The organism is bacterium (assembly GCA_020444065.1).
Lineage (GTDB): Bacteria > Sumerlaeota > Sumerlaeia > SLMS01 > JAHLLQ01 > JAHLLQ01.
The window spans coordinates 696,683-720,591 of record JAHLLQ010000002.1; the positions used below are offsets into that span (position 1 = coordinate 696,683).

General features: G+C 60.0%; 22 protein-coding genes. 19 read left to right on the forward strand and 3 right to left on the reverse strand.

The window, feature by feature from the left end:
* Nucleotides 1-197 precede the first annotated feature (197 nt).
* Nucleotides 198-1,325, reverse strand: coding sequence for a hypothetical protein (locus tag KQI84_07255; GenBank protein MCB2154669.1), 1,128 nt, complete (start codon nt 1,323-1,325; stop codon nt 198-200).
* Between the two features lie 461 nt (nt 1,326-1,786).
* Here KQI84_07255 and KQI84_07260 point away from each other — a divergent pair, with 461 nt between their 5' ends.
* From KQI84_07260 to KQI84_07330, 15 genes are all read left to right on the forward strand, one after another.
* Nucleotides 1,787-3,520 (forward strand): hypothetical protein, encoded by a 1,734-nt coding sequence (locus KQI84_07260; GenBank protein MCB2154670.1) that lies wholly within the window; start codon nt 1,787-1,789, stop codon nt 3,518-3,520.
* Between the two features lie 298 nt (nt 3,521-3,818).
* Nucleotides 3,819-4,073, forward strand: a complete 255-nt coding sequence (locus KQI84_07265) for a TMEM134 family protein (GenBank protein ID MCB2154671.1) — start codon at nt 3,819-3,821, stop codon at nt 4,071-4,073.
* The gene (locus KQI84_07270; protein ID MCB2154672.1) at nt 4,070-4,498 is read left to right on the forward strand and encodes a hypothetical protein; all 429 of its coding nucleotides are present in this window, start codon (nt 4,070-4,072) and stop codon (nt 4,496-4,498) included. The genes KQI84_07265 and KQI84_07270 overlap by 4 nt, the downstream gene beginning before the upstream one ends.
* Nucleotides 4,491-5,597, forward strand: coding sequence for a F0F1 ATP synthase subunit A (gene atpB / locus KQI84_07275; GenBank protein ID MCB2154673.1), 1,107 nt, complete (start codon nt 4,491-4,493; stop codon nt 5,595-5,597). The genes KQI84_07270 and atpB overlap by 8 nt, the downstream gene beginning before the upstream one ends.
* 108 nt (nt 5,598-5,705) lie before the next feature.
* Entirely contained in the window at nt 5,706-5,951 is a 246-nt protein-coding gene (atpE, locus tag KQI84_07280; protein MCB2154674.1) for an ATP synthase F0 subunit C, read from the forward strand.
* A gap of 117 nt (nt 5,952-6,068) precedes the next feature.
* Nucleotides 6,069-6,593, forward strand: a complete 525-nt coding sequence (gene atpF / locus KQI84_07285) for a F0F1 ATP synthase subunit B (GenBank protein MCB2154675.1) — start codon at nt 6,069-6,071, stop codon at nt 6,591-6,593.
* Nucleotides 6,590-7,150 carry an ATP synthase F1 subunit delta gene (gene atpH, locus KQI84_07290; GenBank protein MCB2154676.1) on the forward strand — a complete coding sequence of 187 codons (561 nt, stop codon included), beginning with the start codon at nt 6,590-6,592 and terminating at the stop codon, nt 7,148-7,150. The genes atpF and atpH overlap by 4 nt, the downstream gene beginning before the upstream one ends.
* Nucleotides 7,151-7,193: 43 nt before the next feature.
* Complete coding sequence (gene atpA / locus KQI84_07295) at nt 7,194-8,717, forward strand: F0F1 ATP synthase subunit alpha (GenBank protein ID MCB2154677.1); 1,524 nt, start codon at nt 7,194-7,196, stop codon at nt 8,715-8,717.
* A 43-nt stretch (nt 8,718-8,760) separates the two neighbouring features.
* Nucleotides 8,761-9,636, forward strand: coding sequence for an ATP synthase F1 subunit gamma (atpG, locus tag KQI84_07300; GenBank protein ID MCB2154678.1), 876 nt, complete (start codon nt 8,761-8,763; stop codon nt 9,634-9,636).
* A 38-nt stretch (nt 9,637-9,674) separates the two neighbouring features.
* A complete protein-coding gene (gene atpD, locus KQI84_07305; GenBank protein MCB2154679.1) occupies nt 9,675-11,120 on the forward strand; it encodes a F0F1 ATP synthase subunit beta in 1,446 nt (481 codons plus the stop codon).
* A gap of 15 nt (nt 11,121-11,135) precedes the next feature.
* Nucleotides 11,136-11,423, forward strand: a complete 288-nt coding sequence (locus tag KQI84_07310) for a F0F1 ATP synthase subunit epsilon (GenBank protein ID MCB2154680.1) — start codon at nt 11,136-11,138, stop codon at nt 11,421-11,423.
* Nucleotides 11,424-11,843: 420 nt separating this feature from the next.
* A complete protein-coding gene (pckA, locus tag KQI84_07315) occupies nt 11,844-13,436 on the forward strand; it encodes a phosphoenolpyruvate carboxykinase (ATP) (protein ID MCB2154681.1) in 1,593 nt (530 codons plus the stop codon).
* A 166-nt stretch (nt 13,437-13,602) separates the two neighbouring features.
* Nucleotides 13,603-13,980: a DUF4190 domain-containing protein gene (locus KQI84_07320; protein MCB2154682.1), complete on the forward strand. Its 378-nt coding sequence runs from the start codon at nt 13,603-13,605 to the stop codon at nt 13,978-13,980.
* A gap of 143 nt (nt 13,981-14,123) precedes the next feature.
* Entirely contained in the window at nt 14,124-15,899 is a 1,776-nt protein-coding gene (locus KQI84_07325) for a 30S ribosomal protein S1 (GenBank protein MCB2154683.1), read from the forward strand.
* Nucleotides 15,900-15,905: 6 nt separating this feature from the next.
* Entirely contained in the window at nt 15,906-18,074 is a 2,169-nt protein-coding gene (locus KQI84_07330; GenBank protein MCB2154684.1) for a hypothetical protein, read from the forward strand.
* Here KQI84_07330 and KQI84_07335 read toward each other — a convergent pair.
* A complete protein-coding gene (locus tag KQI84_07335; GenBank protein MCB2154685.1) occupies nt 18,062-18,676 on the reverse strand; it encodes a hypothetical protein in 615 nt (204 codons plus the stop codon). The genes KQI84_07330 and KQI84_07335 overlap by 13 nt on opposite strands.
* Before the next feature lie 15 nt (nt 18,677-18,691).
* Entirely contained in the window at nt 18,692-19,327 is a 636-nt protein-coding gene (locus tag KQI84_07340) for a hypothetical protein (protein ID MCB2154686.1), read from the reverse strand.
* Between the two features lie 162 nt (nt 19,328-19,489).
* Here KQI84_07340 and KQI84_07345 point away from each other — a divergent pair, with 162 nt between their 5' ends.
* From KQI84_07345 to KQI84_07360, 4 genes are all read left to right on the forward strand, one after another.
* Complete coding sequence (locus tag KQI84_07345; GenBank protein ID MCB2154687.1) at nt 19,490-19,930, forward strand: PilZ domain-containing protein; 441 nt, start codon at nt 19,490-19,492, stop codon at nt 19,928-19,930.
* Between the two features lie 195 nt (nt 19,931-20,125).
* The gene (locus KQI84_07350; GenBank protein MCB2154688.1) at nt 20,126-20,533 is read left to right on the forward strand and encodes a PilZ domain-containing protein; all 408 of its coding nucleotides are present in this window, start codon (nt 20,126-20,128) and stop codon (nt 20,531-20,533) included.
* A gap of 67 nt (nt 20,534-20,600) precedes the next feature.
* The gene (locus tag KQI84_07355; protein MCB2154689.1) at nt 20,601-21,746 is read left to right on the forward strand and encodes a glycosyltransferase family 4 protein; all 1,146 of its coding nucleotides are present in this window, start codon (nt 20,601-20,603) and stop codon (nt 21,744-21,746) included.
* A gap of 110 nt (nt 21,747-21,856) precedes the next feature.
* Complete coding sequence (locus tag KQI84_07360; protein MCB2154690.1) at nt 21,857-23,776, forward strand: amylo-alpha-1,6-glucosidase; 1,920 nt, start codon at nt 21,857-21,859, stop codon at nt 23,774-23,776.
* The last annotated feature ends 133 nt before the right edge of the window (nt 23,777-23,909 follow it).

Consider the following 23,909-nt stretch of genomic DNA (forward strand, 5'->3'; position numbering starts at 1 on the left):
AAGGGCCCAGCAGTCTTTCGTGTGCCATTTCTGTCACTTATGGGGTCAGGCTATGCGGGTCGGCCCACCAATGCAACGGCATTTTTGAAACCTTGAGTCATCTGGCAAGTATGTTTATATTATGCGTATAATATAGAACAAGCCCGAGCCGGAAGCGGCTCGGGCTTGGGGAAGTCGTTTTGGGAGGGGCAGGCGGATTAGAATCCGTACTCGCGCCACTCGTTGACGGAGGAGTTGTTGGTTGTCGGGACGACCGTCCAGACCGGGCCGTGCGGGGTCTCGAAGCCCTCGATGTCCACGTCGGTCACGAAGTAGCCGCGGGACTCGCCCTCGGAGTAAGGGGTCGGATCTGTCCAGGTGTAGGTGTTGCCGCGGAAGGCATCGCCCTTGGCGGGGATCAGGCCGGAAAGCGATTCGCCGGTGCGGTAGTTGCCACCCGGGCCTTCCTTGGCCGCGTAGACCTTGAAGCCCACGTTGTCCATTTCCGCTGCCGTCTGCCAGGTCATCTCGACGCCCTGGCCGGGCTCCATCGAGGTGATCTCAAAGCTCAGCATGTCGACCAGGAGCGGGCCATTCTGCAGCGAATCGATGTAGGTTGTGTTGTCGCCACCATTGGCTGCGCCTGGTGTACATGTCTGTATATCAGACCAATTGTTCGGATCCTGTGCCAGCGACGGATCGACCAGCAACTGCATGCACTTGCCGTTTCCGAACGTGCCGCCGACGTTCTGCACCGAGGCGTTCGTCGCAAACGCGCCGAGGGAGCCACCACCATAGTGGGCGGCGAACCCATCCGGCGAAACGGATGTAGTTGAATAGGGAGGGGTGGTAGTGGTATTCAGCGTGCGGTCAACCCAGACAACGTCCTTGCTTTCCCCGTCCATCGTATTCGCGGTGAGGGAGTTGATATAGGTCGTGTTGCTGGTTTGGATCAGCAGTTCCCAGTCGTTGTTGCCGCTCCAGGGGTTATACGTCAGGTCCTCGGTCGGGATCGCCGTTGTTCCGCCAATTACGATCAGGGTTCCTGCCTCGAAGTGCGTCGCGATCAGATCCATGTTCTGGAACTGGTATATGGCGTTCTTCGCGGTCGTTGCTGCGATAGAGTCGCCGAAAGCGTAATTCCCGAGTTCTGCAGCCGTCATGCGCTCCAGAAGCAGGATTTCAACGTATTCCGTATCCGCCAGTGTTCCGTTGTCGCGATTGAACTCGTTCGGAATCACCTTGTAGGTCTGGGCAGACGCCGCGGTGGGCAGGAGGGCGCAAATGCCAAGCGCCGCCGCTGCTCCGATGAGCGTTGCCCGAGTGCTAATCGTCTTCTCCATCATTGTATCGATCCCCTTAGAATATTGTCAGTGAGCACTGCGTCCTTTGAACCGCATCGGTCCCTTCCCAAAGACCGGTGCAGGCCGCAGACCTCACCAAATGGTCACTGCGATATGCCTTGGCAGCAAGGGAGCGACAAGTATGCCAAGCCGATGCCGCCAGAAATCTACAGTTGCTAGGTTAGCGTTAGAATTGTGAGGGCCGCCCTTTCTCACTGTCAACACCATACGCATATTAAGCCAGAAAGAATATTGCTGAGACTCTTCAGGCTTGGAGCTGGCACCAGCCCTGTTCTCCCCTGTTGACGCCGCATTTTGGCGGGGGCACACAAGAAACACGGATGACGTAACCTATCCTTACATTCCACTTTCCGGTCTATGGGAGTGAATGCTTCGGCCGCGACCGCGTATAGTCTCCAGCGGGCGGAGCATCCGCCACAGTATGTCGACTAAAGGAGAAATTCATGTTCGCATATCGTAAATGCCTGACTGTACTGGCTTTACTTGTTTTGATGGTTCCATTCGCGGTACGGGCCCAGTCCGTCGCTGCCCCCCAGTATGTTCCAGCCAACTTTGACGCAATGATCAGCATCAATGATGCAAACGGCATGTGGAAGTCGATTTCCGCCATGCCGATGCGCGAGAAGGTCGAATCGATCCTCGCCCTGCCTACCATCGCGGACGACGCCGATTTCAAGCAGTTCAAGCTCGATCTCCAGAAGGCCGAACTTGAGCTCGGTTTTGGCCTGAATCCGGACGATCTGCTGGGTAAAGTCCTCAAGGGCCTCGACCTCTACCTGATCCCCGGCGCAGAGGGAGCTGAGCCACAAGTTCTCCTCGCAGCGCGCTTTAATGACGCGGCCAACGCGGGTAAATTGAACGACTACCTGGTCAATAAGATCACGGCCCAGATGGGCGGCGAGGCACCCGAGGGGGCCATTCAGTCCAAGAAGATCGGAACGAACCACGTCACCAGCATCCCGATGTACAAGTTGAACATGGCCCCGGTCGGCGACGTCCTCCTGATGTCGACCTCTGTTCCGACCATCGAAGGCGCTCTCTCGGGCGGCGGCTCGCTGGACAAGGTCGCTGGCTTTGCCAAGGCCTACAAGGAAGTCCAGATGAGCAACTCCCAGGTGCTGATCTTCGGCAAGGGCGAGAAGTTGATGAATCTGGTCACTGCCTACGCGCCCCCCGAGGCTCAGCAGGCCTTGGCGGAACTGAACATGAAGGCCGGCGATTTCTCGGCCACCATGTTGTTCGCTCCCGATCGCATCGAGGCGAACTCCTTCGCCGTCGTCGAAGACGCGGCAGTACAGAAGCTCGCTGCCACCGCAAAGCCGGGTGAACTCAAGACACTCGACTTCGCCGGGTCCGATGTCCTGCTCGGTTGGTCGGGCAACATCTTCGAGAGCGACACGGTCAAGGCCATCATCAACGAGCAGCTTGCCAAAGCCCAGAAATCAAACCCGAACGTGCCCACGCTTGAGATGATCGACGCACAGTCGCAGGGCATGCTCGGCTTCACCGTCAGCGGAGACCTTCTCCCCGCCATCGGCCCGAACGTTGGTGCTTTCCTGAATTCCTTCTCGGTGGCCAACATGATGGCGCCGGACATCGACCTGGCCTTGGTCGGTCAGATCAACAACGACGAGAAGCTGAATAAGGTCCTCACCGGCCTCGAGAACGTGATTGTCGCGCAACTGTCTCAGCAGCAGATGGATCCGAATGCTCCCGCCCCCAAGGTTGTCGAAGAGGCCTACAACGGCGCGACGATTCGTGCCCTGAACGCAACCCCTCCGGGCTCTCCGGTCCAGATGGGCCTCTACAGCGCAAAGGTCGACGGCTATGTCGTCGTCTCGATCACCGAAGCCGGGATTCGTTCCGCGATCGATACCAAGAAGGGCCAGAAGGATGGCCTGAACAAGAGCGCGAAGTTCAATCGTGCCAGCGAATACCTGCCCAGCGCTGCCAACCAGATGTCTATCGTCAACCTCGAAGGCACTGGTAACACGCTCCAGGGCATCGCTCCGATGCTGATGGGTATGATGAGCATGGGCCAGGAAGAGATGCAGATGAGCTTCGCAGTCATCGATCTCGTCAAGAGCCTCGGCACAATGTACAGCAGCTCATCGATGGTTGACGGCGGCCAGAAGGGTAAGATGGTCTTCATGGTTCCGCAGGCGGCCGCACAGTAATCCTCCAGTATCCAACCTGCAGTTTCCTGGGCGCCCGGCGGTATCGTCGGGCGCCTTTATCTTGTGCTTCGATTTCGGCGCGATGCCATGTGTTCGGCGGCCGTTTGGGGAGATTTGGCGGTATTTGGCCGTTTCCCGCGGGCACGAGATTCGCTCCCCAGCCGGCCCTCGGGGCATGAGAAAAAAATCACAAACTTTTCGGTTGAAGTGTCAGCCCCCGCTCTCCTAGACCTCCGGCCCCGCGCGCTGGGAGGTCGCCAGCGCAACGGATGGAATTTTGTCGCGCCGGGCAAATTGTGTGAGCGAAGACAACCGCTGGAGAAAAAACGGCGAGAAGCTGCGCAGGCAGTCCATGGCCCTCGCAATTCCGAGTCTGATACTCGGCGGGCCGCTCGGGGTCGGAGCCGTCGGCTACTTCATCGGGAAGCACTTTGGAGATTCAGCGACTGGTTTCTTCGTAGGATTTGTCCTCGGATTGATTGTCGCCGTTTGGGAAAGCGCTAAGATCTTGCGGGCAATGGCCCGGGAAGACGAAACGGATTCCAAGAAGTGAAGAACCGGGCACTACGTTGGTTGTATTGGAAGACGGGTCTGGTCAGCGCCGCGGTGGCGATGATCACGGCGCTTCAGGTCGATTTCGACTGGGGCTCCCGTTTCGCAATCGCAGCCTTTTTCGGCCTGCTGAACTGGTTTGCTCTTGGCGCAATCCTCGTCGGCCTGACCGAGAAGAACATCGTCAGCCCGCTCATCTGGCTCTCCATCAAGATCGCGCTGCTCGGCACCCTGGTGTTCGCCGTTCTCCCGGTGACCGGCCTGCAGGCAACGAGCTTTCTCTGTGGATTCAATATGTTTCTGATCGTGGCCCTGATGGATTGCATCGGCCAGATCATTGTGGATAGCCGGAAGCAGAATCCGGATGGGCGCCAGATGCCCAAGGACATTCGATCCTTCTTTATGGGAACGGCAACCGATGCCTGAATCGTCACAAGGTGAACACGAGATTCTGCTGGTTCGCGAGAACGCGAACAGCCACGACGCTTCCGACCCCGTTTCGCACGGCGAAGCGACTCTCGGTCACGTTACGGATGCTGCTCACGATGCCACTGCTGCCGTTCACGGTGCGGCCGATGCCGCCCACGGAGCCGAAGCGCACCACGGACGTCACGTCACGCACCCGCCCGAATTGCCGCACTTCGTTCAGATCTGGTGGGAGGCCGAAGCGCAGCAGATGGAGGCCGAAGGGAAGGATCCCTACGGCAATCCCAAGGACGGTCTGACGGTCGCGCAGACGCTGCACGTTGGTCGCCTCGAAGAGCCCGCGCCTTTCGTCGATTACGCGCCTTGGGAAAATAATCTCTTCGCCGGAATAGCCGCTCTCATCATCATCGTGGTCGCTTTCCTTGCTACGGCCCCCTTCCGACGCAGCAAAGACATCGTGATGCGTAAGCCCACGCGTACACAGTCGGCAATGGAAGCACTTGTCGACGGCGTCGACAGTTTCTGTCAGGGCATTCTTGGTAAGGAAAACGGACGGCGCTACATGCCGTACGTCGCTTCCCTTTTCTTCTTCGTTCTGATGATGAACTTCATGGGTCTGATTCCGTTGATGAAGGCCCCGACCGCATCGCTTCTGATTACCGGCAGCCTGGCGCTTTGCACGTTTATCTACTACATGTCCGTCGCGATCTTCCGTTTGGGGCCGTTGAATTACCTGCACCACCTTGCGGGCAGCCCTCCGACGCCGTTCCACAAGAATCTGATTCCGTGGATCATGGCTCCGTTGATCATGTTCATCGAACTGGTCAGCGATTTCTTCGCGAAGCCCGTCAGCCTTGCGCTGCGTCTGTTCGGCAATATCCTCGGCAAGGACATCCTGATGGGTGTTATGCTGGGTCTTGGCTTCACGATTTCGACGGGGATGTTCGGCAGCGCCGGCGAGTGGTTTGGCGTGCCGCTGACCTTCCCGTTCTACTTCCTGGGACTGCTGCTGTCCGCAATCCAGGCACTGATCTTCGCGCTCCTTTCGGCGATCTACATTCTGTTGGTCCTGCCGCACGACGAGGAGCACGAGCACTAACGAAGGGTGGGTGAAACGCCCACAAGATACTGGGTAATCCCGATCGCTTGGGCGAACGGTTAACCGAATAGAATTTGGAACCATTTTACCTCATTGGAGGCTTTTTCGATGCTGGAGACAGTTCAACAAACTCTTGGTATTGCCTATCCCATCGGTTTGGGCATCGCCGCGCTTGGCGCAGGACTTGGCCTGGGCAAGGCCGTCGGCTCCGCTATGGAAGCCATGGGCCGTCAGCCCGAAGCCATTGGCCGCATTCAGATCGCCATGATCATCGGCGCGGCCTTCATCGAAGCTCTCGCCATCTACGCCCTGGTTGCTCCGTTCGTCGCCAAGGCCAGCGGGATGTTCAGCTAAGCATCCGATTGTCTGCGAAATCCTCGCAGGCCATCGGTTGTTTGAAGTGAAGCACGCGCGCTCGAAACCGCTCGCCGGATTCGGCGCAACCCGCACTCTTTACTAGGGACTTCGACCATGAACGGGACATTGTTGTTGGCCGCATCTCCGATGGCGGAGATCGGCGGACAGGTTCTCACCACCATCGTTACCTTCCTCGCCGTGCTTTGGGTGCTGAAGCTCCTGGCGTGGAAGCCGATTCTCGAATTACTCGACCAGCGGCGGGAAACCGTCTCGTCCAAGTTCGAGGAAATCGATCGGAAGATGGGTGAAGCCAACACGCTGATCGCCGACTACGAAGAGCGGCTGAAGCGAATCGACGACGAGGCGCGCGAGCGCCACAACAAAGCCGTCGACGAAGGCCGCCAAATGGCCTCCGAGATTATCGAGAAGGCGCGCCACGAAGCAGAGAGCATCACGGTCAAGGCCAAGCAGGCTATGGACATGGAGCTCGAGAAGGCACGCCTGGAACTTCGCCGCGAAGTCGTCGAGATGACTCTCACGGCCACCGGCAAGCTCCTCTCCGTCTCGGTTGACGATGCCAAGCATCGCCAGCTCGTCGATGACTTCATCGCCGATATGGAGAAGCGGAAGAGCTCATGAGCAGAACTCGAGGAGATCTCGTGGCCGCGAAGAACTACGCCGAAGCGCTTTTCGAAGCCGCCCGTGACAAGGGCATCGACGAGCAAATCGACGGAGAGGCAGCAGCCTTCCTGAAGGCTCTTCAGGACACGCCGCAATTTGTGGCGTTTCTGGAAGGCCCGCACATTCCGCAGGGGAAGAAGATTCCCCACGTGGACAATGTGATGAAGGGGCGCTTCAATGTGCTACTGCGAAACTTCGTTCTGCTTCTTCTGCGGCGCGGACGAATCACTGCTCTCGAAGAGGCTCTCGAGCTCTATCGCGGGCTGTTCGAGAAATCCCGCGGGATCTCTCACGGCCGAGTCACCTCGGCTGTCGCTCTGGACGAGAAACAGCAGGCCGAGCTCAAGCTCGCCCTGCAGAATTTCACCGGGCTCTCGCTCAACCTCGATTACGTGGTCGATCCGGACATCATCGGAGGCGTCGTCTTCAAAGCCGGCGATCTCCTGATCGATGATAGTCTGGAAGGTCAAATGGCCAGACTTCGCACTGAACTGATGAAAGCGCCCGTCAACTGACGGGAACCACTGCCAGCCATCGCTCTCGGGAGTATTAATACCAATGGCAATTCATGCGGACGAAATTGCTTCGATTCTGAAAAAAGAACTCGAAAGCTTCGAAACGGGACTCGACGTCGATAGCGTTGGAACCGTGCTGCGAGTGGGCGACTCGATCGCCACCGTGTACGGACTCAACAACGCCATGATGGGCGAGTTGCTCGAATTCCCCGGCGGACTGAAGGGAATGGTGCTCAACCTGGAGGAGAACTCCGTGGGCGTCGTTCTATTCGGAATCGACACGGAAATCAAAGAGGGCGACACGGTGCGGCGCACCAACCGCATCATGGAAGTGCCCGTCGGAGAAGCCGTCATCGGCCGCGTGGTCAACTCCCTCGGCGAGCCCATCGATGGCAAGGGCCCGATCGCGGCCAAGGAACACTGGCCCATCGAGCGCCCCGCGCCGAACGTTCTCGCTCGTAAGGGCGTGCACGAGCCCCTGATGACTGGTCTCAAGGCCGTCGACTCGATGATCCCCATCGGCCGCGGACAGCGCGAGCTCATCATTGGCGACCGCCAGACCGGCAAGACGGCCATCGCCATCGACGCGATCATCAACCAGAAGGGGCAGGACGTTCACTGCTTCTACGTCGCTGTCGGCCAGAAGGCCTCGTCTGTGGCAGGCGTCGTTGCGACGCTTGAGGAAAACGGGGCGATGGATTACACGACGGTGATCTGCGCGTCTGCCGACGAGCCCGCCTCGCTGCAGTATATCGCACCCTACACCGGCGTTACGATGGCGGAGTACTTCCGCGATCAGAGCAAGCACGCGCTCGTCGTTTACGACGACTTGTCGAAACAGGCCGCTGCGTATCGTACGCTTTCGCTGCTGCTTCGTCGTCCGCCCGGCCGCGAAGCTTATCCCGGCGACGTCTTCTACCTGCACTCCCGCTTGCTCGAGCGCGCTGCCAAGCTCAGCGACGAGTTGGGCGCCGGTTCTCTGACGGCTCTGCCGATCATTGAAACACAGGCCGGCGACGTGTCCGCGTACATTCCGACCAACGTGATCTCGATTACCGACGGACAGATCTACCTCGAACCCGACCTGTTCTATCGTGGCGTTCGTCCGGCCATTAACGTCGGTCTGTCCGTGTCTCGTGTGGGTGGTTCCGCCCAGACGAAGGCCATGAAGGCCGTCGGTGGTAAGCTGCGCCTCGAGTTGGCCCAGTTCCGTGAACTGGAAGCCTTCGCGCAGTTCGGCTCCGACCTCGACAAAGCCACGCAGCAGCAGCTCACGCGCGGTGCGCGCCTCGTCGAGATCCTGAAGCAGGGCCAGTACGCGCCGCTTCCGCTCTCCGAGCAGGTGCTCGAGATCTTCACTGGTACCAATGGCTACGCGGACAGCATCGACGTTGAGAGGACGACTGAGTTCATCACCGGCCTGAAGGCCTATGTGAACGAGAAATATCCCGACATCCTGCACTCGATCCAGGAGCAGAAGGTCCTGTCCGACGACTTGCAGGAGAAGATGCACAAGGCCTGCAAAGAGTATCAGGAGAAGTTCCTGCAGGAAAACGCGTCCGAGTAACCGAAACGGGACCCACACCCTCGCATCAAGGCGATAGGTAACGATGGCCAAGGGAATCAAAGAACTGCGCCGGAGAATCCGGTCGATCAAGAGCACTCGCAAGATCACGCGTGCCATGGAGATGGTGGCGGCTGCCAAGCTGCGCCGGACCCAGGGCGTGATGGAAGCGGCTCGGCCCTTCGCCCGAAAGCTCCAGTTGCTGCTTGGGCGACTCGCCCTCAGCCCGCTGGCGGGGGAGAACGAGTTGTTCGAGAATCGTCAGGATTCCGAACTGCCGACGCTGGTCGTTCTGTTCACGAGCGATCGCGGCCTTTGCGGCAGCTTCAACGCGAACCTCATTAAGACCGCCGAGGTCTACTTGCGCACGCATCCCGATGCGCTGATGGTTTGCGTGGGCAAGAAGGGACGCGATTACTTCCGCCGTCGGCTCAATGAGCGTCTTGTCGATTCCGTCGTCGATCTGGGTGGCCGTGTTGAAGGCTCCACCACCGACGATCTGGGGAATTTGCTTCTGAAGCTCTGGCAGGATCGCCGGGTATCGGAGATCAAGCTGATCGCGCCGCACTTCATCTCGACCGCTTCCAACAAGCCCGAGATCACGCAGTACCTTCCGCTCCAGCCCGAAGCATTCGGACTGTCTGAAGAAGAAGCCTCGCATCCGATCAATTACATTCTCGAGCCCTCGCCCAAGCGTGTGTTCGAGGCGCTGCTGCCGCAGTACCTGCGCAGCAAGATCTACCTGACGTTGGCGGAGACGTTCACCTCCGAGCACTCCGCGCGAATGCTCGCCATGAACAACGCCACGAAGAACAGCGACGAGTTGGTTGGCAAGCTGTCGCTGCAGATGAACAAGGCCCGCCAGGCCGCAATTACGACCGAGATTACTGAGATTGTCAGTGGTGCAGAAGCCCTCGGCTGACGCATCAACCAAAACTGCCGCCCGCAAGGAAAGAGCACATGAAGGAAGGCGTAATCAAACAAGTCATCGGCGCGACCGCCGACGTCGAATTCCCGACGGACCAGTTGCCGGACATTCTGAACGCCCTGCGCGTCATCGATGAAGCCGCCGGAATCGACCTGGTTCTCGAAGTGGCCTCGCACATCGGTAACAACACCGTGCGCTGCGTCTCTATGGCCTCCACCGACGGCCTGGTTCGCGGAATGAAGGTCGTTGATACGGGCGAGCCCATCACCGTTCCCGTCGGCGACCAGGTTCTTGGCCACATCTTCAACCTGTTGGGAGAGCCCCTCGACGATCGCGGCGGACTGGCCGACCCGAAGCAGCGTTTGCCGATTCACCGCAAGTCCCCCGATTTCGTCGATACGCTGCCGGCCACCGAGATTCTTGAGACCGGAATCAAGGTCATCGACCTTCTTTGCCCGTACTCCAAGGGCGGCAAGATCGGCCTGTTCGGCGGCGCCGGCGTCGGCAAGACCGTCGTCATCATGGAGCTGATCAACAACATCGCGAAGGGCCACGGCGGCTACTCGGTCTTCGCGGGCGTCGGCGAGCGTACTCGTGAAGGCAACGACCTTTGGCACGAAATGAACGACGCGGGCGTTATTGTGGATCCGACCGATCCGAAGAACGAAGGCAAGTCCTCCAAGGCCGCCCTGGTGTTCGGCCAGATGAACGAGCCCCCTGGAGCTCGTCTCCGCGTTGCCCTGTCCGCTCTGACCATGACGGAGTATTTCCGCGATGAGCTCGGCCAGGACGTGCTGCTCTTCGTCGATAACATTTTCCGTTTCACGCAGGCCGGTTCCGAAGTTTCCGCGCTTCTTGGCCGCATGCCCTCTGCCGTGGGTTATCAGCCCACGCTGCAGACCGAAATGGGTAACCTGCAGGAACGCATTACCTCCACGCGCAAGGGCTCCATTACCTCCGTGCAGGCCGTTTACGTGCCGGCGGATGACTTGACCGACCCCGCGCCGGCCAACACCTTCGCGCACCTCGACGCTACGACGGTTCTCAACCGTGCTCTGACCGAGCTCGGTATTTACCCCGCCGTGGATCCGCTCGACTCCACGTCCCGAATCAAGGATCCGCGTATCATCGGCGAGCGCCACTACCGCGTGGCCACCGAAGTCCAGCAGACGCTTCAGCGTTACAAGGACCTTCAGGACATCATCGCCATCCTCGGTATGGACGAGCTTTCCGAGGACGATAAGATCACCGTGGCGCGCGCGCGCAAGATGCAGCGTTTCCTCAGCCAGCCCTTCCACGTTGCAGAAATCTTCACGGGCCGCCCCGGCGCCTACGTGAAGGTCGAAGACACGATCACCGCCTTCGAGCGTTTCGTCGACGGCGAGTTCGACGACAACGAGAAGTACCCCGAGCAGGCCTTCTACATGTGCGGCGGGATCGATGAAGCCATCGAAAACGCCGAGAAGATGAACTCCTGACCGAAAGAGTAACCCATGGCTGACTTTCATCTCCAGATCGTGACGCGCCAGCAGGCCGTGTTCGACGAACCCGTCACCGCACTGACGTTGCCGGGCGAGGACGGTTATTTCGGCATCCTGGCCCATCACGCGCCGATCGTCTCGGTGCTCAAGGAAGGCGATGCCGTCCTCCGGCAGGGCACCCGAGAGCAGACCATCCACATCGAGGGCGGATTCCTCGAGATGAGCCACAATCGGGCGACCCTTTTGTGTCATGGTTTGCAGGGATTGCAGGCCGCCGCTGCGGCCTCGGAAGACGAATAGGTCGCCGCGATATCCTCAGTATAACGACAATCTGACGGGCCGAGAGACACCTCTCGGTCCGTTTTCTTTGGCATTCCACGGTCCAATCTGCGGAATTTGCGTACTATCGTACGATTACGCTTTTAGTGCGGGGGAACCGTGTGGATAACCCAAGTACGAATTGTCGCGTGGAAGTGGTTAGGCCTTGAGAAAAAATTCACAAACTGGGCCTTGACTGGCTGCCAGCGCCTCGATTACTTTCCGCCCTGCTTTAGGGCAGGGCAAAAACTTTGACGGGAAACTCTAGCAAAGTTCAGCCAATCTCGCCGCAGAACACCACTTCTGTACCGAGATTGCACAAAAACCCGGCCAGAATCATCGGGAACACCCCTGGGTTCGGCCAAGAATTCGGTAGAACGCCATTTTCTCAGGAGCAGGGCAATGAGTATCGATCTCACCAAGCACGGCATCACCAAAGTTCCTTCGAACATCCGCAATCCAACCGTGGCGAAGCTCTACACACTGGCCCTCGAAACCCCGGGCCACGATCTCGCCCACAACGGCGCGCTGATGGCCGATTCCGTTCCCCGCACCGGCCGCAGCCCCAAGGACAAGCGCATCGTCGAGGAAGATTCCACCAAGAACGATATCTGGTGGGGCAGCATTAACGTTCCCATCAGTGAGAGCTCGTTCGCCTTCAACCGCGGCACCGCGATCAGCTTCCTGAACACCAAGAAGCAACTGTACGTGGTCGATGGTTTCGCCGGCTGGGATCCCAAGCATCGCATCAAGGTCCGCATCATCTGCACGCTGCCGTACCATGCGCTGTTCATGCACAATATGCTGATCCGCCCGACCGAGGAAGAACTCAAGAACTTCGGCGATCCCGACTGGGTCATCTACAACGCCGGCGAAATGTACGCAAACATGGAACTGCCGGAAGTCAAGACCGAGGTCAGCGTAAACCTCAGCTTCAAGCACCAGGAAATGATCATCCTGGGCTCGCTTTACGCCGGCGAGATGAAGAAGGGTGTCTTCACCGTCCTCAACTACGTCCTTCCGAAGAAGGGCGTCCTCAGCATGCACTGCTCGGCCAACGAAGGATCCGACGGCGACGTCGCCCTCTTCTTCGGCCTTTCCGGCACCGGCAAGACGACGCTTTCGGCCGACCCGAAGCGCGCCCTGATCGGCGACGATGAGCACGGCTGGTCCGATGACGGCGTCTTCAATTTCGAAGGCGGCTGCTACGCCAAGACCATCAATCTGTCCCAGGAAAACGAGCCGCAGATCTACAACGCGATCCGCTTCGGCAGCGTTCTGGAGAACGTTGGCTACGATCCGCGCACGAAGGTTGTCGACTATACGGACGTCTCCAAGACCCAGAACACGCGCGTCAGCTATCCCGTCGAGTTCATCGAGAACGCCAAGATCCCCTGCGTGGGCGGCCACCCGAAGAACGTCGTCTTCCTGACCTGCGACGCTTTCGGCGTTCTGCCTCCGGTTAGCCGCCTGACCCCGGGACAGGCGATGTACCACTTCATCAGCGGCTACACGGCCAAGGTCGCCGGCACGGAAGTCGGCGTGACCGAGCCCGAGGCCACCTTCTCCGCCTGCTTCGGCGCCGCCTTCCTGGTCTGGCACCCGACGAAGTACGCCGAGATGCTGGCCGAGAAGATGAAGCAGCATGGCTCGAACGTGTGGCTGATCAACACCGGCTGGACGGGTGGCGCCTACGGCGTTGGCCAACGCTTCAAGCTGAAGTACACGCGCGCAATTGTCGATGCGGTCCTCAGCGGCGCTCTGGACAACGTCGAGTTCGAGACCGAGCCGTTCTTCGGCTTCGCGCTCCCGAAGACCTGCCCGAACGTCCCGACCGAAGTCCTGAACCCGCGCAATGCCTGGCAGGACAAGGACGCTTACGATCAGACGGCCAAGAAACTGGCTGGCATGTTCCGGAAGAACTTCGAGAAGTACGCAGACCAGGCCTCGAAGGAAATCATGGACGCCGAGCCGAAGGGCCAGGCCAAGGCCTGATCTCCTTGGACCAAACTGAAGTCCTCGCCGGCCCCGGGTTCGCCCGGGGCCGGTTTTCTGTCACGACGCACGGCTCTGATTGCCCCCTCCCTGCTTGAGACTGAATACTCCCTCCGGTTTCCCGTAGAATAGCCAGAACGTCTCTTTGCCCGGAGGGCTACTCGATATGTCTTACGATCCCCAGAATCCGCAGTCGCCACCTCCCTATCCACCGGATCAGGGATATGGGTACCAGCAGCCCCAGCCTTGGCCGCAGCAGGTTCGAACCAATACGATGGCAGTCATGAGCCTCGTTATGGGGATCCTCGGATTCTTCGGCCTCGGCTGCATCGGTGGAATCCTTGCCATCATTTTCGCGAATATCGCGGACGATCAGATCGCCAGAAGTCAGAACATGGAAACCGGCGAGGGCATGGCCAAGGCCGGCAGAATCCTGGGGTGGATCAACATCATCTTAGCAGTTGTTGGCATTCTCATCGCCGCGGTCATCTTCCTTTTCGTCATCGTGGGCGCGGCTGCAGCCCCTGCGCTCTCCGGGCAATAGGCGCCCGTCTTCCCCATGGGCGAAAAACTCGCCGCAGTGGTGCATCTCTTGTTGAAACGCCGGGGGGCGTGGGAAGACGCTTGCTCCCGTTTCGGGGCACCCCGTGCCCACTCCCCAAAATGAACCCATCACCAGAGGACCCCATGTCGGAAGATCAGATGAAAGACGCCATGTTCGACGAGGAAAAGAACTCGGACATCCCCGAGGACGAGCCTCGCGAAGAATCCACGGAAGAGGACGACGAGTTCGCCGCCCTCCTGGACCAACACCTCCCGGAATCCGCCCCCAAGACCATGGGCGAGCTCTTCGATGCCACGGTTGTCGGCATCCTCGAAGACGCCGTGCTTCTTGACTACGGCTCAAAGGAAGAAGCCGCCATCGCGATCGGCGAGTTCCTGGATGCCCGCGGCAATCCGACCGTCAACATCGGCGATCGCGTTCGCATCCTGATGACAGGTTGGGATGAGAACGGGAATCCGGATATGAGCTACCGGAAAGCCCGCGCCGCCCAGGCCGTGCGCATGGTTGCTGAAGCTTGGGAGAAGAAGGTCCCCGTGCGCGGCGTGATTTCCGAAGCTGTGAAGGGTGGCGTCGTTGTCGACATTGGCATGCGCGCGTTCATGCCGGGCAGCCATGTCGACCTGTTCCGTGTTGGCGATCTGTCGACCATGGTTGGACAGGATATCGAGGCGCACATTCTGGATTTCGACCCGGACCGCAAGCGCGTCGTGCTTTCTCGCCGTCAACTCCTGGCGGAGCGCCGCGAGAAGAGCCAGTTGGAGTTCCTTTCCACTGTCGCCGCCGGCCAGAATCTGAAGGGCAAGGTTCGTGACGTCTTGGACTTCGGCGCATTCGTTGAACTCGAAGGCGGCGCAGAGGGCCTTGTCCCCCGCAGCGAACTATCCTGGGATCGCGCCAGCCATCCCAGCGAGATCGTTGCACCCGGCCAGGAAATCGACGTCAAGGTTCTCGATGTTTCACCCGAAACGGGCAAGATCACGCTTTCTCGCAAGCGCCTGAATCGCGATCCGTGGGAGACGATCAACGACATCTTCCCCGCCGGCTCCACCGTGAAGGGCAAGGTCGTTGGAATCCAGAGCTTCGGCGCCTTCGTTCAACTCCAGGAAGGCATTACCGGCTTGCTCCACGTCTCCGATCTGTCCTGGGAGTCCAGCGAAAAGAAGGTCGAAGACGAGTTCCAGGTGGGCGACGAAGTGACCTGCCAGGTCATTGAAGTCGACCAGGAGAAGAAGCGTCTCTCCCTAAGCCTGAAGCACCTCTCCCGCGATCCGTGGATGGACATTGAGGCCCAGTACCCGGTCGGTACGCGCCACAAAGGCACCGTCACCGGCCTGCGTGAGTTCGGCGCTTTCGTGAAGATCTCCGACAATGTTGAGGGACTTCTGCACATCAGCGATCTGAGTTGGACCACGCGGCCGAACCACCCGAGCGATCTCCTGAAAGAAGGCCAGGAGATTGAAGTCGTGGTTTTGGAGCTGGACCGTAACCGTAGGCGAATCAGTCTTGGAATGAAGCAGCTCAGTGAGTCCCCATTCCAGGGATTCGTGGATGCGCATCCCGCCGGTTCCGTCGTGAACGGCAAGGTCACTCGCGTCGCCGGCTTTGGCGCATTCGTCGAAGTCGCCCCCGGCGTCGAGGGTCTAGTCCATATCAGCGAGCTCGACGTTGCCCGCGTCGAATCGGCCGAGAAGGTCGTCCGCGTGGATCAGGAGATTCCCGTCAAGGTTTTGAAGATCGACCCGGACAAGGGACGGATCTCGCTGTCTCGCAAGCAGGCTCTTGACCAGATCGAGCGCGAGAATATCAAGCAGTACATGAAGAAGGAAGACGAGAAGACCGTCGGCTCCGGCCTCGGCGATCTGTTGCGTGCCGCGATGGAGAAGAAGGGGAAGAAGTAAGTTCCCGTGACCGCCAGACTTCGAACGTTCCTGCGCCACGACGGCCCGCTTCTGCTGGTGCTCGTCGTGGCGCCGGTTCTTTATTGGTGGCCGTTACTGGCGGGATACCTGCCCGACTTCATGGACGTTGTCGCGCAGCTCTATCCCATGCGCCTCGAAGCCGCCCGCCAGTTCCACAGCGGCACGCTTCCGCTTTGGATGCCGACCCTCTTGTCCGGCACGCCGCTGGCCGCCGACCCACAGATCGCTGTCTGGTACCCACCGCTCTGGCTGCTCTTCCTGGTGCCAGGCGTTCTGACGAACGGACTCGTCATTCTATTTCACTACGTCTGGGCCGGGTGGGGAATGTACGCCTGGACCCGCCGCTTGGGCCACTGGCGAAGCGCAGCGCTTTTCGCGGCGCTGGCTTTCCAGTTTGGCTCGATGATGGTCAGTCGAATCGCTCTTCAGCCGCATCTCTTCGCCGTCGCTTGGGTGCCTTGGATTTTCCTGAGCGCTGAGTTCGCCGCCCATGCGGCTGCGCACCAGAGGCGCGGTGCCTGGCGCAGCGGGGGAGTGCTCGCGGCCTCGGTCTTCATCGCGCTGCAATTGCTGGCCGGAGCGCCCCAGATCAGCTACTACACCGCAATCCTCTTGCCGATCTATTGGCTCGGTCGCGCATTCCAGCAAGCCCCCAAACGGCGCCGAGGACGCGTGCTCGCTCTTGCCGCCGCTCAAGGCCTCGCAGCCGGTGCCCTCGCGGCTGCGCTGGCGGCAATCCAGTTGCTTCCGACGCTCGATTTTCTCGATCAGGCCAGCCGCGGCGAGATCGGCCTCGATCAACTTCGCACGCAAGGCCTCGGAGGATCCTTCCTGTGGACTTCGCTGATTGGTTTCTCCGGTACGCCGCTTGAGGACACTGACTCCATCAATGCGATCGGCTTCGGAGCACTGGCGCTCATCCCGTTGGCACTCTTCCGCCGAAAGACCGCGAAGCCGGCGATTCTGCTTCTTGTGATCGGCGTGCTCAGTTACGTGTTGGCACTGGGCGTACTGGCACCCGTGTGGGCGAAGATCCTTCCGCTGTACGACGGGTTTCACGCACCGCGGCGAGCGCTCATCATCTGGTCCGTTGTCGGACCGGCGGCGGCCGGACTGGGCGCAGCGAATCTGATCGTGTTCTTCCGTCGACGGCGACTTCCGCGCATCGCAGCGATCGCGGCCTTGATGATTCTGCTCGGCGGGGGAGTGTGGATTCTGCCGCGCCTCGAACGCGTCTTCACAACGCCGGAGCGATTCGATCCCGATCCTGAGATCGCCTCGATCATCCGCGACAGCGGGCGGCGTTTCCTGACGCTCGATCCCACGATGGCGTACTCCTACGATTCGCGCCGACCGGACTTCGGCCTGTCGCTGTTGCCCGATCTCGCGGCGTGGCAAGACGTGCAGGATGCGCAAGGCTACAATCCGCTTCTACTCGAACGGTATGCTGTCGCCACGCGATTTGGATCCGGCCGAGTCATCCAGTTGTACCCTTCGCACGGCGCATTCATGACGAACCCGAACTCGAACCTGCTTCGCGTGCTCGCCGTGCAGCACCTGGTTGGAAGGTGGGATTACTTCCGTCCCGAGTACCGCTTCCCCGGGACGGGTGGCATTGGAATCGAGCAACTCGCGCAGAATGTGGAAGTCATCGTCGACAACCCCCGCTGGCCGCTTTCGCGTTTCAAGGAAGACCGACCGATGGCGTGGATCGTTCCGCGCGCCGTGGCGGTAGAGACGCCCGAGCAAGCCCTTCGCGGAGCCATGGCCAACGACCCTTACGAAATCGCATTCGTCGAAAGCGAAATCGCGCCTTGGCTCCGAGGAGCCATCCCTGCCGTGACATCCGCGGAGTGGGTTGATGCGCGAACATTCGATGTGACTCTGGAGTCGCCACTGCCCGACATCGCGACGGTCGTCGTCTCAATTCCATGGTGCCGTGGCTGGCAGGCAGAGAATGAAAATGGAGACCTGCTGGAACTCGTCCCGGCGGACGGAGTCATCATCGGCATCCTCGCCGATCCTGGCACCACGATGATTCGCCTTCGCTACGAGCCGAAGTCTTTTCAGCAGGGCGTCATGATCACATTCGGCGCACTCCTCCTCCTCGGCGCCGGCCTGGCCAAACGCCGGCGCGAGTGTTACTCGCGATAGGGATAGGCGCGCACGAAGTGACCGCGCAATACCCCCGGAATCAAGACTATCACGGCCACTCCAACAACGAGTGCGAACAAGACTGTCAGGAAACTGACGAAGATCACAGCGGTTCTGCCCCACGGTGCCACCCACAATGCGATGATTAAGACCGCCTCCTTTAGTAGCCAGACAATGCCAAGGGCAGGCGACGAGAATAGCACTGCGAGAGGTTCTGTCCAGTAGGAGAGGTCCTTGTTCCGCCGACACGCCTGGAGACAACAGCCCCAGACAACTCCGTAACACCAGAAGGTTGCTGGCAGCAGGCATGCCGCGCCAACGAATAGCCCCACGAAGACCTTAGAGATCAGGTTGCTGGGGACGATCGGTCCCACAATCCAGCCCCCCACAATGCCGACTCCCCCCATCGTAATCGCAGCATTCAAGGCCCACTGCGACGTTCTCTTCGTTCGCTCTGCCAGATCGTGCGCAGTCGCTGCGCCGGCCAGCGTTAAGTCCCGCCGGCGCGTGGGATTCAACTCGCGGCGCATTCCGTGACACAGCAAGCCCGCTATCATCGACAGACTGCCGAAGAGCATGATCACGAAGGAGATCATAGCCACAGTCATCGTGCATCCCTACTCGCGATACGGATAAGCGCGCACGAAGCGAGCCTTCATCCGCTGGGGGAAAGCAAAGATGAGGCGGGTCGTGAGCCAGAAGGCAGTGATTACCAAGGGAAAAGCCAGGATTTCCCCGAGTTTCGTCGAGATAACACTCCACAACAACATGGACAGCAGAGCCCAGGGCAAAAGAACCAAGACGACGGCCGGCGAAGACAGCAGAATGGCGACAGGCTCCGTCCGATGCGGCAAATCCTGATTCTTCTCGCACGCCTGCGCGCAGTTCCATGCGATGATCCCCCAACAGACAGGAAGAGCAGGAAGGAGGCAGATGGAACCCATCAGGATGGGACCGAGGAACGCGTTGAAGGCACGCAGTAGAATTCCCTCAGAAATCCCTGCCATTGCCAGGAAGATGAGCGAGTAGATCGCGATCAAACCCCCTCCGACCACAACAGCGGGTAGCATGATGGAACGCCTGATCGTCTTCCGTAGCCGCTCCTTCAGATCGGCCTCATTGTCTGCGCACGCCATGGTGACGTCGCGGCGGCGCGTCGGTTGAACCTCTCGGCGCAGGCCGTGGCAGGAAATTGCTGCGAACGCCGTCAGCGTTCCGATCCATACAACGAAGAATATGATCGCGCTGCCCATCTCCGCGCTCCTCGACTCTGTCTACACCCATTGCTCCAGGGCGCCACCCAAAATCCACGCGCGTTTTTCACTGTTGTCCGTTTTCTTCTTGGTCCCAACTGCTCGCTCGACTACAACGAAACAGAATCGAAGTCTCGCTGTCGGAAGGAGCCTCCTCGCCCCATGTCCTCTCCCGAACGTCGTCGCCTCCCACGAGTCCGTTGCCGCTTTCGCGCTGAGCTCTACATCCTCTTTCCAGAGGAGACATTCCGCCCGATCCCCTACATGTGCCAGGTTGCAGACGTTTCACAGTCCGGGATGAAAGTTCAGGTTCCGAACCTTCCCCAGGACCAGTATCGGCTCCTGCTTACCTCTGTTCGGTTCGCACGAATCATCGTTCGGGGCGGCGAGCGGAAGGCGAAAGTCTATTGTCGGATCGTGTGGATCGGCGAGCGGAAGGACTCTGACGGACGGGGATTTCACGAGCTGGGGCTCTTTTTCGAGAAGAACGAACGGAACACCCAGCCCGACATCCAGTTCATCGTTGAGCGGGCCCGAGAGGCTGGAAACGCCGATTCCGGCGAGCTATCGCCCCACCAGACATTCCCGGAAGGCGATGAATAAGCGCTTCAACACCGCGCGCGGGTCGATTTTCGTCGGTTTTTCACAATTCCCCTAAATTCCCGAATTGACCGGCCCGGTCAATTCGGATAGGAATTAGACCATAAATTGGTCCGGTATTCGCACGTGTGGTTGTGCATGAGGCGTTTTGTCGATACCTGCGCCTCGCCGGCCAAGGCCGAAGGAGTACACTTCGACATGAGCCAGAGTAACCGTCGCACCCACCTACGCGAAACGTGCCTGCTGCCCGCTCAACTGGCTTATCTGCAACCAGGGGGCGAGCTGCGTCCCCACACCTTCCTCGTCATGATGTCCGATGTTTCCACTGCCGGGGCGCGTTTGCGCTGCCCGACCGGCGCTGAAAACTGGATGCCACGCGAAGGAGGTATCGCCCTCCTGACGCTCGGCGATGGTGCATGTCTGCACCAGATTTCCTGCCGAGTCGTCTGGCGTTCTCCGCGCAATCCGGATCAGGGACGCAAGTACGATGAACTGGGGATCGCTTTCGATATTCGCGATCCATCATCGCAACGAAGCGCAGAATATGTGCTGACTCGTGGACGCCAATCCACACCGCGCCCCATCACGCCTTACGCACACACTTGAGGCTCGACAACAGACCCCCTGACGGGCCACCGTCCCACGGCATCCAACCGTAGGCGGGAGCACGGTCGTGACCATTGGGGATCGTCTTTCCATTGCAGTGTTCAACACGGCCCATCGCTGGATCGGCGAGGCGGCCGGGACGGATCTGCTTGCGCGCGAGTTGGCCGATCGCGGTCACCGCGTGCGCATGGTCGTTCCGAACCGTGGTTGGCTCTCGAAGAACCTGCGCGAGACGACCTATCCGATCATGCGCGTGCCCTGGCGTCTCGCCGGTGGCAGGGGAGCAAATCGCCCGCGTCAGTACCGCGCCGTGGCACGCTTCCTTCGCAAGTTCCGCCCGGACATCATCCATGTCGGTCGCGGTAAGGAGCACTGGTGCGTGGCGCTGGTCCGCCCGTTCGCGACGCCCTCCAGCCGGATTGTTCGGACGCGTCATGTTGTTCTGCCGATGAAGCAGAGCGTTGCGAACCGGTGGCTCTTCCGCCGATGTACGGACGGAGTCACGGCCGTCTCGCAGGCGGCTTTCTCCGGCCTGGGAGACTTGGGCGACTGGCTGCCTGATTCACGCCGTCGGGTCGTTCTTGGTGCCGTCGATACAACGCGATTTCGGCCGGATCGGCGCGATCCGGAACTGCGCGCCTCGTTGGGCGCTCCGGGCGACGAGATTCTGATCGGGTGCCTGGGCCGCTGGCAGCGCATCAAGGGCCACGACATCTTCCTGCCCGCCGTTGCGCGTGTAGCGGCTCGCCATCCCAATGTTCGAGTCGTCGTCGCGGGCCGCAAAATCACATTAGATCATCCGCGCCAACGTGAGTTACATCAACAATCCGGCTTGGGCGACCGCGCCCACTTCCTCGGGATGCTGGACGATGCCGCACCACTTGTCGCCTCGTTGGACATCGGGGTGATCGCTTCCCGCGGCAGCGAGGGATTCAGCCGAATTGCCGCCGAGTACGCCGCCAGTCGCGTTGCTATTGTCGCGACCCGCGTTGGAGCACTTCCGGAGATTTTCGACGATGGCGAAACAGGCCTTCTCGTTCCGCCCGAGAACGTGGATGCGATGGAAGAAGCTCTCGAGCGCGCCGTCGCCGATGTGGAACTTCGCAGGCGTCTGACTGACCAGGCCCACGAGCGTCTTGTTCCGATGTTCTCTCCCGCGCGCATGGCCGAGGAAATCGAGGCGCTCTACTACGAGACGCTCGCCGCACGATGACGCATGGGCGGCGCGAACGCCCAACAACCCCCACTCGCCCCTTGCGCTGCCCGCCCGTGTCCGTTTCCCTGAAGGGGAATGTGCGAAGAACACACCCAGGTGATCTGAACATGACGAAACGCGAATGGCTGGAACCAAATGGCAGTGGCGGCTTTGCGTGCGGGACGGAGCACGGCGAGATTCAGCGCTTCTGGCACGGCCTGCTCTGGGTCGCTCGCAAACCACCCACGGCACGCGTGCGTCTCGTTGCGGGACTTGAGGAGTATGCCCTCGGCGATGACGATAAGCGCATCGCGCTGACGGATACTCTGCAGGGGACCGAGTGGTCAGATCCTGAACTGGAGGCCACTTTCTACGCGCATCCGTTTGCTACGTGGACCTGGCCGCTGCCGGGCGGGGGGACGCTCGTAAAGCGCGTCTTCATGCCGCGCTTCAGCGATGCCGTTGTCGTCCAGTACGAACTCGACGGCGAAGTCCACGGGTCCAAGTCGCAGACTCTCGAACTGCGTCCGATACTTGGGCACGATCCCGGAGTGAAGAAGTGGCCAAAGGCTGGCAAACTCGGTTCCATCGATGGCACGACCCTCAAGGTCGTGTCTGCGTCCCAACTAATCGCGGGCGACGCACAGACCGAAGGACCATTCGCCGTCGTGCACGCGATTGAGGCGGACTGTGAAGAGAACGCTGTCGGAGACCTCTGGAAAGCGCCATCGTTCCGCTTCACCGTTGAGCCCGACATGCCGACGTGGATCGTGTTTACCAGCAAGAAGCCCGACTTCGAACCCGCCGAGGCGTTCCACCAGGAACGCTCGCGCCGCGCGCAGTTGGAAATTCCTGGCCTCTCCGGCTCGGACTTGTTGACTGCTTCGCAGCGCAACAGCCTGGCGAAGGCCGCGGACGATTGCGTCGTTCGTCGCCACGATGGGCGTTATACCATCCTGGCCGGCTATCCTTGGTTCACGGACTGGGGACGCGATACGATGATCTCTCTCACCGGGCTTTGCCTGCTGCCGTATCGGTTCGAGGATGCGCGTTCGATCATCTCGCACTTCCTCGACCACGCGAACAAGGGGATCATCCCTAACCTCTTTCCCGAGGAAGGCGGCGACGAGCCCCAGTTCAATACGATCGACGGGACGCTGTGGCTCTTCGAAGCGGCGTTCCGCTACGCGCGGGCAACCGGTGACTGGTACTTCATCAAGGACAACCTGGATAAGCTTGCCGACATCATTCGGTGGCATCGCGAGGGGACACACTTCGGGATCAAGGTCGATCGCGACGGATTGCTTCGCGGCGGCGATCCGGGCAGTCAGTTGACCTGGATGGATGTGAAGGTGAACGGGGAAGTTCCGACGCCGCGCCATGGCAAGCCGGTCGAAATCCAGGGCCTCTGGTACAACGCGCTGACATTGCTCGCGGACGCTGAGTTCGAGCTCGGCATCGGCGGCGAGACCGTGGCCGAGTGGCGCGTGATGGCCGAGCGCTGCCGCAGCGCCTTCGCCTCCCGTTTCTTGATCGATGGAGCCGATCACCTGGCCGATGTTGTCGATCGTGACGGGCCGGGCACGCGGGACGAAACGATCCGCCCCAATATGATCATCCCGTTCGGCCTGACAAACAACATCATCCCGTCCTATCACCGCGCGAATGTACTTCGAGCTGCGGCACATAAGCTCTTGACTCCCAGGGGTCTGCGAACGCTCGATCCGGATCATCCAAACTATCATGGGATCTATTGCGGCGATCGCCTGGCGCGTGATCGGGCCTACCATCAGGGCACCGCATGGATGTGGTTGTTGGCGCCGTACCTGGCCGGCGTGCACTCCGAAGGCGATCGTGTTCGTGAACTCCGGTCCGCTGTTCCAGGCCTGATCCGCGAGCTTCTGGAGCATTTCCACAACGAAGGCTGCATGGAAAGCTGCTCCGAAATCTTCGACGCGGATGCGCCCCATAAACCGCGGGGCTGTTTTGCCCAGGCGTGGTCCGTCGCGGCCCTCGTCGAGGTCCTGACGCACGACTGGAAGCGCTGAGAAAAGCCACACGCTAGCGACACGTGTCTCTTCTTGCCTGAACCTTTGGATCCATTTGCCTTACGGGCAGGGATTTTTAGGGGCGGAAATAGTTTGCATCGGACAGCCCGGTTGTGCTCCAATCAATGACTGC

Bases quoted from the DNA above. Each gene is read 5' to 3' on its own strand.
- atpA (MCB2154677.1), top strand. From the start codon at position 7,194: ATGGCAATTCATGCGGACGAAATTGCTTCGATTCTGAAAAAAGAACTC.
- KQI84_07350 (MCB2154688.1), top strand. From the start codon at position 20,126: ATGAGCCAGAGTAACCGTCGCACCCACCTACGCGAAACGTGCCTGCTG.
- KQI84_07345 (MCB2154687.1), top strand. From the start codon at position 19,490: ATGTCCTCTCCCGAACGTCGTCGCCTCCCACGAGTCCGTTGCCGCTTT.
- KQI84_07340 (MCB2154686.1), bottom strand. From the start codon at position 19,327: ATGGGCAGCGCGATCATATTCTTCGTTGTATGGATCGGAACGCTGACG.
- atpD (MCB2154679.1), top strand. From the start codon at position 9,675: ATGAAGGAAGGCGTAATCAAACAAGTCATCGGCGCGACCGCCGACGTC.
- KQI84_07325 (MCB2154683.1), top strand. From the start codon at position 14,124: ATGTCGGAAGATCAGATGAAAGACGCCATGTTCGACGAGGAAAAGAAC.
- atpB (MCB2154673.1), top strand. From the start codon at position 4,491: ATGCCTGAATCGTCACAAGGTGAACACGAGATTCTGCTGGTTCGCGAG.
- KQI84_07260 (MCB2154670.1), top strand. From the start codon at position 1,787: ATGTTCGCATATCGTAAATGCCTGACTGTACTGGCTTTACTTGTTTTG.
- pckA (MCB2154681.1), top strand. From the start codon at position 11,844: ATGAGTATCGATCTCACCAAGCACGGCATCACCAAAGTTCCTTCGAAC.
- KQI84_07310 (MCB2154680.1), top strand. From the start codon at position 11,136: ATGGCTGACTTTCATCTCCAGATCGTGACGCGCCAGCAGGCCGTGTTC.
- KQI84_07320 (MCB2154682.1), top strand. From the start codon at position 13,603: ATGTCTTACGATCCCCAGAATCCGCAGTCGCCACCTCCCTATCCACCG.
- atpH (MCB2154676.1), top strand. From the start codon at position 6,590: ATGAGCAGAACTCGAGGAGATCTCGTGGCCGCGAAGAACTACGCCGAA.
- KQI84_07255 (MCB2154669.1), bottom strand. From the start codon at position 1,325: ATGATGGAGAAGACGATTAGCACTCGGGCAACGCTCATCGGAGCAGCG.
- atpF (MCB2154675.1), top strand. From the start codon at position 6,069: ATGAACGGGACATTGTTGTTGGCCGCATCTCCGATGGCGGAGATCGGC.
- atpE (MCB2154674.1), top strand. From the start codon at position 5,706: ATGCTGGAGACAGTTCAACAAACTCTTGGTATTGCCTATCCCATCGGT.
- KQI84_07360 (MCB2154690.1), top strand. From the start codon at position 21,857: ATGACGAAACGCGAATGGCTGGAACCAAATGGCAGTGGCGGCTTTGCG.
- atpG (MCB2154678.1), top strand. From the start codon at position 8,761: ATGGCCAAGGGAATCAAAGAACTGCGCCGGAGAATCCGGTCGATCAAG.